Origin of the sequence: Peptococcus simiae (assembly GCF_046569735.1) — a bacterium.
Lineage (GTDB): Bacteria > Bacillota > Peptococcia > Peptococcales > Peptococcaceae > Peptococcus > Peptococcus simiae_A.
In genome coordinates this window covers 1-8,752 of record NZ_JBKICG010000031.1, presented here as the reverse complement: position 1 = coordinate 8,752, position 8,752 = coordinate 1, and the positions used below count along the sequence as shown (strand labels likewise).

General features: G+C 51.8%; 7 protein-coding genes. 4 read left to right on the top strand and 3 right to left on the bottom strand.

Annotated features, from left to right (window positions below; genetic code table 11):
- Positions 1-28: 28 nt before the first annotated feature.
- Together ACLGL1_RS09570 and ACLGL1_RS09565 are read right to left on the bottom strand one after the other, a co-directional pair.
- Positions 29-1,699 carry a (Fe-S)-binding protein gene (locus tag ACLGL1_RS09570; RefSeq protein WP_411008448.1) on the bottom strand — a complete coding sequence of 557 codons (1,671 nt, stop codon included), beginning with the start codon at positions 1,697-1,699 and terminating at the stop codon, positions 29-31.
- A gap of 38 nt (positions 1,700-1,737) precedes the next feature.
- A complete protein-coding gene (locus ACLGL1_RS09565; protein WP_411008447.1) occupies positions 1,738-2,625 on the bottom strand; it encodes a respiratory nitrate reductase subunit gamma in 888 nt (295 codons plus the stop codon).
- 288 nt (positions 2,626-2,913) lie between these two features.
- Between ACLGL1_RS09565 and ACLGL1_RS09560 the strand changes: the two genes are divergently transcribed.
- The 4 genes from ACLGL1_RS09560 to ACLGL1_RS09545 all read left to right on the top strand — a co-directional run bounded on the left by ACLGL1_RS09560 (position 2,914) and on the right by ACLGL1_RS09545 (position 7,682).
- Complete coding sequence (locus ACLGL1_RS09560; protein ID WP_411008446.1) at positions 2,914-4,617, top strand: FAD-dependent oxidoreductase; 1,704 nt, start codon at positions 2,914-2,916, stop codon at positions 4,615-4,617.
- Between the two features lie 135 nt (positions 4,618-4,752).
- Positions 4,753-6,246: a DEAD/DEAH box helicase gene (locus ACLGL1_RS09555; protein ID WP_411008445.1), complete on the top strand. Its 1,494-nt coding sequence runs from the start codon at positions 4,753-4,755 to the stop codon at positions 6,244-6,246.
- A 37-nt stretch (positions 6,247-6,283) separates the two neighbouring features.
- Positions 6,284-7,531 (top strand): tRNA uracil 4-sulfurtransferase ThiI, encoded by a 1,248-nt coding sequence (gene thiI / locus ACLGL1_RS09550; protein ID WP_411008444.1) that lies wholly within the window; start codon positions 6,284-6,286, stop codon positions 7,529-7,531.
- A complete protein-coding gene (locus tag ACLGL1_RS09545) occupies positions 7,524-7,682 on the top strand; it encodes a hypothetical protein (RefSeq protein ID WP_411008443.1) in 159 nt (52 codons plus the stop codon). The genes thiI and ACLGL1_RS09545 overlap by 8 nt, the downstream gene beginning before the upstream one ends.
- Before the next feature lie 69 nt (positions 7,683-7,751).
- On the opposite strand, the gene gap is transcribed toward ACLGL1_RS09545, so the two are convergent.
- A complete protein-coding gene (gene gap, locus ACLGL1_RS09540) occupies positions 7,752-8,747 on the bottom strand; it encodes a type I glyceraldehyde-3-phosphate dehydrogenase (RefSeq protein ID WP_411008449.1) in 996 nt (331 codons plus the stop codon).
- Positions 8,748-8,752 lie beyond the last annotated feature (5 nt).

The window sequence follows — 8,752 nt, the reverse complement described above, 5'->3', positions numbered from 1 at the left end:
TCAAGAACGCTTTTTGTATTGCTTGAACTTACATCATGGCAAATTCGTCTTCGTCATCCCGTAAGAATTCGAAGTAGGGCTTATCAAACTTGCTCATGGCATTAACGACCAATTCGACTAAGCCGGCGTATTGGAAGTTATAGTTTTCAGTGAGACCCCAGTACTTGAGCATTTCGCGGAAGGTCCCCTTACAGTTGGAGCAGGGGGCGCAGATGTACTTGACCAGGTCTTTGTTGTAGATGTTTTCCGGTCCGAAAGCATCCAGGATTTGTTTCAGCTTCACCCGGGTGGAGATGTTTTCACGGTAGGCCGGGAAGTTGAGGCTATTCATGATGGCAAAGCCGGACCCACCGCCGCAGCAGTAGTTGTCGACGCCATGGGGGTACATTTCCATGAACCGTCCTTTGGGGACGACAGCGTTAATGATCTCGCGCTGGGGTTTAACGACGCCCATTTGACGGACAAAGTTACAGGGGTCGTGTAGGGTAACGGCAAAGTCATTCCGGGAGGGGTCTAGGTCATAAGCGCCGCCCAGGACCAAGTCCCGTAACATGGGTAGGAAGCTTTCGACAGGCACCCGGTCCTTGGCCGGGGTAAAGCGGTCACTGACGACGGTTAGTGCCTTGTGGGCGTGACCACATTCCCCAACGACAATCCGGTTAACCCCTAATTTTTTAGCGGCTGCCAGCTGCTGGGTGGCAATGTCACGGGCGATTTTGTCATCGTACCAAATCCCGTAGTTAACGTTGTCATAGCCCATCATGTCACTGGATAAGGTCCAGGAAAGGCCGGCTTCGTTAAAGAGGATTTCGAAAGCCATGGGGTTTTCAGGCCAGGCCATGAACTCACCGGCGTTGTGGATGAGCAGGATATCGGCCCCTTGCTTGTCAATGGGTACCTGGTAGTCATTGCCCGGGTAGAGGTCGTTTAAGTCCTCGTCCAGGAATTCAACGGTGTCCAGGAAGGCCGCCTTGGTGATACCGGTGGAAGAGCCGGTTCTCAACTGGATTTTAGCCCCACGTTCGTGGATCGGCTTCGGCGCAATATCTAACTCCTGGGAGAAAATCTTGCGGATTTCCTTAGCTAAGGACCCGTTGTCTAAAGCGAGGGGGCAGGCTTGGGCACACCGGCGGCAAAGGTTGCAGCGGTAGGCGCTTTCAGCTAGGCGCATGATGGTTTCCCAGTTCAGGTCAACATCGGCACCGGTAAATCTAGCCTTCCACTGGCCGAGTTTGGTTTTCGGCGGGTTGATGTAGCCCTTGATGATCCGGCGCAAAACATCGATCCGGTAGGTGGGCCGGTAGATTTCATTGCGGTCAGTGGCCACGAAAAGGTGGCAGGCATCTGAACAGGTGTTACACTTGGCGCAATATTCCATGGTCAGGTCCAGGACCTGGATCATCCCTTTATTGGCCTCATCGTTCAGAAGCTTTTCAAGGCCCCTTAAAAATTTATTGACAATCTCGTCTTCTTCTTCCTTAGTTTCAGGCCGTTTAAAGCCGTCCAGGGCAATAAAGCCGTCTAAGTCAGCATAGTAATTCTCACGCCATTCCGGTTTAGCTTCCTCAATCTCAGGCCAGGAGGCCGGGTCTTCAAAGGGGGCCGGTAGGGGCATGAGGTGGTTTTTATCATTGACAGTGGTTAATTGTTCCCCACGGATACCCATATCACGTGGGCGAAGTTGACGTCCATCTATCATTTAAACTCCTCCAATCCTCTATACTAAAGCAGCTGCGGTTATTTTTTGTCGTCGCCTTCCGGAGCCGGGTGATAGTGAGGGGCACTCCATTGCATGTCCGGGCTCGGCTTAATGGAAGCTTCCTCCATAATTTGTTGTTCGACCTTGCTCCCCGGTAAGTTGGGACGGTTATCCCAAAGCACGCTGTGGAAAGCAAAGAATTTTCCGGCGTAATGGCTCATTTTTGTTAAAGGAATGTAAATTAAGAGCCCGCAGAAAATAAGAACGTGGACAATGGTGATTTTGTTTAACCCCTTAATAGATCTAAAGTGGAACATATCGCTGAAGATACTTTTAACATAGCCGAACCGGCAGCCATTGCTAATAAAGGCAGCCAGGCCTGTTGCACTACCTGCGCAGAGGAAGGCTAGGTTGAAGTATTCTTGCGGTGTGGTATAGTTGCGGAATTCATGGTCAACAATACGTTTAACCAAGAGGCCAATGGTACCGATGGTCATTAAAATGGCACCGGCTAAGCCTGCAACGGTTAAAGCTAAACCGAGTAGGGTGGCTAAAATGCCTGTAAAGGGTAAAAGTACAGCAGCAGCACCAATCACCATGGCGGCGATAATGCAGTAGATACCCAAGTGCAGGGAGTAGGAAACCCACCATAACTTAGTTTGCTTTTGGAACAGTTTCTTAATGAAGAGCATTTCAGCCAACATGTCGATGATTTCGCCACGATGGTTTTTCTTACGTGATTTTTCGTACCAACGTTGCTCTTCATAAAAGGAACCGCCATACTCTACACGATCCGGATCTTCGCCGGGAATCGGGTAAAGGTCTTGTCTACCATGCATCGGTTTATTGGCATAATAGCGAAATTTCTTCACGGATGCTGCAATAAAGAAAATGATGGCAAACCAACAGAATAGGGTCAACAACATAACTATACTACCTCCTTTTTTTGACGCCGAAAACATTTGACTATTTTCGGATGAACAAGGCAGGTTACCTGCTTGTTCTTGGTCTCACGAGTCTATCATATCAGATTTTTCAGTGGTTTAGTACTTATTTTAACAGCCTGTTGACAATAGCTGTATAGAAAATGATAATACAATCGATTACCTATTATGATAAAAGTTTTTTCCCAATTCTCGAGTTTTCATCTTAAGTGATGTACAATAGTAAGGAGAACAAATCAACTGTTGATATAGTGATAAAGGAGAATGATCATGAGTGATGCCTTAAATGTTGTTGTAGTGGGTGGGGTGGCCTGTGGCCCCAAAGCTGCAGCACGGCTCAAACGGCTGATGCCTGAAGCCAAAGTGACCCTAGTAGAAAAGGGAGATTGGATTTCTTATGGCGGCTGTGGCCTCCCCTATTATGTAGGGGCCACTGTCAAAGAATTAAACGACCTGATGACCACCTCCTGGGATGCCGTTCGCACGCCGGAATTCATGAAGGCAACGAAAGATATCGATACCCTGCTCGGTTATGAAGCCACCCATATTGACCGGGAAGGAAAAAAGGTAAGGGTTAAAAAGGTCGCTGATGGCAGCGAGCAAGTACTGGACTACGATAAGCTGGTTTTAGCAACTGGGTCCTACAATGCCAAACCTCCGATTCCGGGCCTGGATGGCGAAGGCGTTTTCCAATTGAAGACCCCCCAGGATGGCCAGGATATCTTAGCCCACCTGAAAACCGGAATCAGCCATGCCGTCATTGTCGGCAGCGGCCTTATCGGCATGGAAATGATGGAAGCTTGTGCCGACTGGGGTCTGGAAGTGACCGTCATTGAAATGGAAGACCAGATCTTCCCCAAGATGCTCGATAAAGACATGGCAACGGTTTTACAAGCCTACCTGGAATCAGAAGATATCAATATCATGACCGGTACCGCCCTAAAGGAAATCCAGCTGGATGACCAAGGGGCGGTCCGCGGTGTCGTCACCGATAAGGGTGAGCTGGAATGCGGCTTGGTCCTGGTATCCACCGGTGTCCGCAGCGATGTTGCCCTGGCGAAAGAGGCCGGCCTTGAAATTGATGGCGGGATCATCGTGAACGAATACCTCCAGACCAGTGATCCGGATATTTATGCCGGCGGCGACTGCGTCATGGTCAACCACCGGATTACCGGTAAACGGACCTTTGCCCCCATGGGGTCTACCGCCAACAAGCACGGCCGGATTATCGGTACCAACATTGCCCAGGGCAATACCCAAACCTTCCCTGGCGTTTTAGGCACCAGTCTGGTCCAACAATTTGACTGGACCGCCGGTAAGGTTGGCCTGACCGAAAAAGATGCCCTGGCCCAGGGCTATGAGGCCGTTACCTGCATTGTACCCGGTCCGGACATCACCCACTTTATGCCGGGCAAAAAACTGGTCATGGTCAAGGTTGTCGCAGATAAGAAAACCGCCCGCATCCTGGGTGTCCAGATTATTGGTCCCGGCAATGTGGATAAGCGGGTCGACACCATGGCTGGCGCCCTGTCCGCCAACCCCCACCTGACCGCCTATGATATGGGGAACATGGACCTGGCCTATGCGCCGCCCTATTCCTCTGCCGTGGATAACCTCCTGACCAATGCCAATGTTATCCAAAACGTCATTGAAGGCCGGGCCAAGCAGATTGGCTTCTTTGAGTGCTTGGACCTCTTAGACCGGGATGACGTCATCTTCGTTGACTTGCGCTGCGACGATGAAGTCAGCCAACTGGGGGCCTTTAAGACCAAGCACCAGGCCCATATCCCCATTGAGGAATTACGGGCCCGGGCTGATGAACTGCCCAAGGACAAGGAAATTATCCTCTTCTGCATCCTGTCTACCCGGGGTTATGAAGCCCAGCTGATTCTGGAACAGGCCGGTTTTGATAAGGTCCGCTTCCTGCAGGGCGGGATCTATTTCTGGCCCTTTGATAAATTTATTCAAGACTAGTCTAAAGAAGCATAGCCAGCACACCGAAGGCTCCAGCTGCATTCGGTGTGCTTTGTATTTGAAAAAATATTAAAACAAGGCAAAGTATGGTATAATAAATATTTGTATTCCACTATCATAAATTTGGAGGAAAATGTGAGCTTTAATATTGAAGAATTATCCTACCCCCTAAAAAAGGCCATTGACGCGATGGGTTTTGAAAGCCTGACGCCCATCCAGGAAAAGGCCATTCCCGTGGGGCTATCCGGCCGGGACTTGATTGGCCAGGCACAAACCGGTACCGGTAAGACAACGGCTTTCGCCATTCCTTTTTTAGAGCGGATTGATGATGACGATAAGGTGCAGGTCCTGGTCCTTACGCCGACCCGGGAACTCTGCATCCAGGTTGAAAAAGAAATCTATAAATTATCCCGCTACCTGCCCCTGCACTCCCTGGCTATTTACGGGGGGCAGGACATCAAGCGGCAGATTTCTTCCCTGAAGAATCGTCCGCAAATTATTGTGGCCACACCAGGACGACTGAAGGACCACTTGCGCCGGCGGACCATCCGCCTGAGTGATATTAAAGTGGTCATCTTAGATGAAGCAGACGAAATGCTCAACATGGGCTTTGTCGAAGACATCGAAGACATCCTGAAAGAATGTCCGGAAGACCGGCAAACCATGATGTTTTCTGCCACCATGCGGCCGGAAATCAAGCGGATTGCTGAAACCTATATGAAGGACCCGGAGATGGTCAAGGTCAGCCAGGAAACCTTAACGGTCCCGGCCATTGACCAGGAGGCCTTTATTGTTTATGAAGATAAAAAACTTCTTCTGCTGACCCGGCTCCTGGACATGATGCAGCCGGACCTATCCATGGTCTTCGGCCGGACCAAGCGCCGGGTCGATGAACTGACCCGGGCCTTGCAGCAGCTCGGTTTCCGGGCGGAAGGACTTCATGGTGACCTGAGCCAGTACCAGCGGGACCAGGTCATGCGGAAGTTCCGGGAAAAGAGAATTGATATCCTGGTGGCTACCGATGTTGCCGCCCGGGGATTGGACGTCCAAGGGGTGACCCACGTCTTTAACTTTGACCTGCCCCAAGATGCCGACAGCTATGTCCACCGGATCGGCCGGACCGGCCGGGCCGGTAATGATGGCCTGGCCATGTCCTTCGTGACCCCCCGAGAAAAGGACCACCTGGCCTATATTGAACGGACCATCAAGCATAAAATCGCCCGCAGCCCCCTGCCGACTGAGCAGAGAACCCAAGAGGTCCGGCAGGAAAACCTCCGCATCCAGGTCGTGGATGCCCTGGAAAACGGTGAATTTGACCAGCTGAGCTGGGTGGCGGAAGACCTGATCGCCACCTATGGCGCTCAGGACGCCTTGATGGCCGCCTTGTCCCTGATTACGACCGGTGACCAAAGGGATTTTGAGGCCAAGCGAATTAATTTAACCGCAGAAAAACCGGTCTATTCTAAAAACAGTGCGGGCCACAAGGGCGGCCGCGGGCACAAGGGGTCTCGTAATAAAAAAATCCAGAACCGGAAAAACCGGTCCTATACCAAGGGCAAGCACGGCGACCATGGCAAGGGCAAGACCGACAAGTGGAAAAAATCGCCCCGGCGAAAGACTGCCCAATAAAAAAAAGTAAAGATAAGAGAAAGGAGTGCACAGCCCTATGACCTATGATCATATCCTTATCCGCTACGGTGAACTGGGCTTAAAGGGCAAAAACCAAAAGCAGTTTTTAAAAACCCTGGTCAACAACATCCGGCGGCAAGTGGAGCGGGAAATCGGCGACCGACCGGAAGTGGTTCGGGGGCAGGGGCGGCTATCTATTCCCCTCAACGGACGGAACCCGGCTGACTTTTACCCGGCCCTGGACCGGGTATTTGGGATTTCGACCTACAGCCCGGTCATGTCAACAGACCTGGACCCGGCCACGATTGAAGCAGCGGTCCTGGCCGAGCTGGGCCAGCTCCCGGCAACAGACCAGACCTTCCGGGTGACGGTCCGCCGGGCCAATAAGCGGTTCCCCATCCGGTCCATGGACTTTCAGCTGCAGGTTGCAGAAAAAATCCTGGCCCATTTCCCGCAGCTAAGCCCCAACCTTACGGATTATGATCTGGAAGTTTCTATTGATATCCGCTTTGAACAAGCCCATATCTTTTTTGAACGGCGGCCGGGGCTCGCCGGCCTGCCCCTGGGCACCGGTGGCCGGGCCCAGCTCCTCCTAAGCGGAGGCATTGATAGCCCGGTGGCCGGTTGGCTTATGATGCGGCGGGGGGTTGTTGTGGAAGGGATCCACTTCCATAGCTATCCCTATACTTCTAAGCAGGCAGAGGAAAAGGTCCTCCAACTGGCTGAAAAACTGGCAGCCTACAGTGGCCACTTTGACCTCCACCTGGTGCCCTTTACTCCCATCCAGGAAGCCATCGGGGCCAACTGCCATAGCAACCTGCGGATTACCCTGATGCGGCGGATTATGCTCCGTATCGCTGAAGAGCTGGCCGACCTCCGCCATGCCAAGGCCCTGGTCACTGGGGATAATATTGGCCAGGTGGCCAGCCAGACCATTGAGAGTCTCTATGCTATCAATGAAGTCACTACCATGCCTGTTTTCAGACCCCTCTTGACCTATGACAAGCTGGAGACAGTAAAGATTGCCAAGGCAATCGATACCTATGACATCTCTGTCCTGCCCTATGAAGACTGCTGTACGGTTTTTGTGCCCAAAGAGCCTAAGACCAAGCCCAAGCGCCGAGAATGCCACCGGGAAGAAGCCCGGATCGAGGGCCTGGACGACCTCATGCAGGCAGCCATTCAAAATACAGAGACCGTTCGCTGTTTTGCCGATGGCGCCCAAGAAGCCAGACGGACAAAACTAGTAGACCTCTTGAGTCAAAAGGATGAGCACGATGGGTAAAAACTTATACGAAAAACCCCGTGACCAGGATAAGTGGCATCGGGAAATGGAGGGGCCCCATCATACTCAGAAATCCGCCGGCCCTTCTAAAGCCGACCGGCTCAACCAACTGAAAGACCGGTTTAAAAAACAGCAAAAAAAGCATAAATAGGCCCAGCCTAAGCACAAAGAGGCACCCCCAAAAATGAGGGTGCCTCTTTGTGTCTGCTTCTATACTTGCTTATTTTTCATTGATGAAGTGGGCCAGGTCAACGCAGCGTTTGCTGTAGGCCCATTCGTTATCGTACCAGGCGATGATTTTAACCAGGTGGTCGCCGACCTTCATCGTGGAAAGGCCATCGACAATGGAAGACCGGGCATCGCCATTGTAGTCGATGGAAACTAGGGGCTTGTCAGAATAACCGAGGATTCCCTTGAGTTCCCCTTCAGCCGCTTCCTTTAAGAGGGCATTGACTTCTTCCACGCTAGGGCTTTCTTCCAGCTGGAAGACCACGTCTGTCAAGGAAACATTAGGGGTCGGGACCCGGAGGGCAAAGCCGTTCATCTTGCCGTTTAAGGCCGGGATGACCTTACCCATGGCCTTGGCTGCACCGGTTGTGGTGGGAATGATGGACTGGGTGCAGCCCCGGGCCCGGCGGGGATCTTTATGGCGGTTGTCTAAGTTTTTCTGGTCATTGGTGAAGGAGTGGACCGTGGTCATAATGCCGGCAACAATATTGAAGTTGTCGTGGATGACCTTGGTCACCGGGGCCAGGCAGTTGGTGGTACAGCTGGCGTTGGAAACAACCGGCTGAGAAGGATCATAAGCATCTTGGTTGACGCCCATAACAATCATCTGTGCATCTGGGCTAGGGGCGGTAACAATGACCTTTTTAGCCCCTTGGTTTAAATGGACAGAGGCGGCCTCGACGGTCTTGAACTTACCGGTGGAATCAATGACAATGTTGGCGCCGTATTTTCCCCAGTCTAAGTTTTTAGGGTCCCGGTCACTGAAGAGGGGGATGGCGTGGCCATCAATGATCAGGTGGCCATCATCATAAGATACCTCGCCCTGGTAACGGCCGTGGGTCGAATCAAATTCAAATAACCGAGCGGTCCCTTCAGGGTCAGAGGTGCTGTTTAAAGCGACAACGTCCACTTCAGGATGCTCCATGGCAGCCCGTAAGACCAGACGACCAATCCGGCCAAAGCCATTAATACCAATTTTTGTACTCATAAAAT